Source organism: Frankia sp. AgKG'84/4, assembly GCF_023242965.2.
GTDB lineage: Bacteria > Actinomycetota > Actinomycetes > Frankiales > Frankiaceae > Frankia.
The window spans coordinates 1-2,324 of the sequence record NZ_JALKFU020001257.1 but is presented as its reverse complement, the minus strand read 5'-3'; the positions used below and the strand labels follow the sequence as shown (position 1 = coordinate 2,324).

2 protein-coding genes are annotated in these 2,324 nt (G+C 72.0%); one reads left to right on the top strand and one right to left on the bottom strand.

Annotation, left to right across the window (positions count from 1 at the left end):
- On the bottom strand, window positions 1-672 hold a 672-nt coding region (locus MXD58_RS29375), incomplete at its 3' end, for a PucR-like N-terminal domain-containing protein (RefSeq protein WP_518478715.1).
- Window positions 673-868: 196 nt separating this feature from the next.
- Here MXD58_RS29375 and MXD58_RS29370 point away from each other — a divergent pair.
- On the top strand, window positions 869-2,170 hold the full coding sequence (locus MXD58_RS29370) for a M16 family metallopeptidase (RefSeq protein WP_248836854.1): 1,302 nt from the start codon (window positions 869-871) through the stop codon (window positions 2,168-2,170).
- Window positions 2,171-2,324 lie beyond the last annotated feature (154 nt).

Sequence of the window (2,324 nt, the reverse complement as noted above, 5' to 3'; positions counted from 1 at the left end):
CGAGTCCGGCCACGCGGGCGAGTGCCGCCGCGTCGTCGTCGCGGCGGCGCGGTGGGCTGGCAGCGACGGGTCGCGACCCGGGATCAGCACGGCGGCGATGCGGCCCGGTAGCCGCACGCACCCGGCGCTGGCGACCTGCCGGACGGCCTCCGCGGGCGAGCCGGAGAGCAGCATCTCGCCGAGCCGGTCCAGCCGGCGCTCCCGCTCGCCGGCGGCGGTGAACTGTTCCGCGGCGTAGCCCTCGGCGGAGGCGGCGGAGATGCCGTCGATGTAGGCGAACATCATCTCGGCGAGGCCGACCAGGCCGGCCGCGTCGACGCCGTGGCGGGCCGCGGCCTCGCCGAACCGCCGCCAGGACACCCGTGCCCCCACCCGGTAGGCGCTGAGCAGATTGTCCAGCGACCGGCCGGAACGCACCTCGCCTCGGCCGAGACGGACGTACACCTCCCGGCTGGCGGCGAGGTCCGGCACCCGGCCGGGGCCGGCCTCGACGACGGTGAGGAACTGGTGCAGCGCCTCGGTGACGCCCCGGCGCACCCCGCGGCCGAACGGGCCTTCCAGCGGGCGGGCGTAGGCGGGCACCTCGCTGGCGATCGCCGTCATGATTTCTTCGCCCACGCGGTCAAACTCCGCCGCGAGCGTCGCCGTCAGGCCCGCCGGGAACTGTCCCATGGGAAGAGTCTGTCCCATGGGACCCCCGACAGGTCCCCTGGCCCGGCCGCGCCCGGGTCCAGAAACCGACACCGCGGCAGTACGAGTCGTGCTCTGCGGGAACTCGGGTCGGGTGGCGGACTGCGCCGGCGATCGGGCAGTAGCGTGGGCAACTGTGTCGTTGCCTAGAGAACCCGGTCCGGCGGGGTCCGCCGCGGTGGGGTCCGCCCTGCCGGCATCCTCCTATTCGATCGAGCGCACGCGGCTCGACAACGGGCTGCGTGTGCTTCTCGCACCCGACCGGACCGCGCCCGTGGTGGCCGTCTCCGTGCACTACGACGTCGGCTTCCGGTCCGAGCCGGAGGGCCGCACCGGTTTCGCGCACCTGTTCGAGCATCTGATGTTCCAGGGCAGCGCGAACGTCGGCAAGGCGGAGCATCCGAAGCACGTCCAGGCGGCCGGGGGAATCTTCAACGGTTCCACCCACCCTGACCACACCGACTATTTCGAGCTGCTGCCGTCCGGCGCACTCGAACTGGCGCTGTTCCTCGAGGCCGACCGTATGCGGGCCCCGAAGATCACCCGGCAGAACCTCGACAACCAGATCGCGGTCGTCCAGGAGGAGATCCGGGTCAACGTCCTGAACCGGCCGTACGGCGGATTTCCCTGGATCGCGTTGCCGCCGGTCGCGTTCGACACGTTTCCCAACGCGCACAACGGATATGGGGATTTCTCGGAGTTGGCCGCGGCCGGTCTCGAGGACGCCGAGGACTTCTTCGACAAGTACTATGCGCCGGGGAACGCGGTGCTCACCGTGGCCGGGGACCTCGATCCCGCCGAGGCGTTGACGTTCATCGAGCGGTACTTCGGTGACATCCCCGCCCGTACGGTGCCACCGCGGGCGAGCTTCACCGAACCGGTGCCCACGGCCGAGCGCCGAGCCGCCATCAGCGATCCGCTGGCGCCGCGGGCGGCCCTGGCCGTCGGCTACCGCGTGCCCGACCCGATCGCCGACCTTCGCGGCTTCCTCGCCTACTACCTGCTGACCGAGGTGCTCAGCGACGGCGACGCCAGCCGGCTGGAGCGCCGGCTGGTCCAGAAGGACCGCTCGGTGCTCGGGATCAGCACGTATCTCGGCACGTTCGGCAACCCGTTCGAGCAGCGGGACCCGATTCTGCTCACTCTCGACGCCCGTCAGTCCGAGGACACCAGCGCCGACACGGTCCTCGCGGCCGTCGACGAGGAGCTGTCCCGGCTGGCGAACGACGGCCTGGCGGACGGCGAGCTGGAACGGGTGCGGGCCCGGGTGGGCTCGGCGTTGCTGCGCGAGTCCGACGACGCGCTCGGCCGGGCGATGACGATGGCCGTGCACGAGCTGCACCGCGGCCGGCCCGAGCTGGTCAACGAGCTGCCCGCGGAACTGTCGACGGTCACCGGCGAGGCGGTCGCCGCCGCCGCCGGGTCGCTGCTGACGCAGGGCCGCTCCGTCCTGGAACTGCACGCCGGCGCCGCATCATGATCAGGAGTGCTGTGAGCCCGACGAACCCGACGCCCGCCCGCCCCCCGGCCGCCGCCTCCGGCGCGGGTGGCGTCGCCACGGTCCTCCTACGAGGCCACGAACGGGCATGTTCGCCGTCATCTCCAACTAACCCTGCCGACAGAAAATTGTCTAC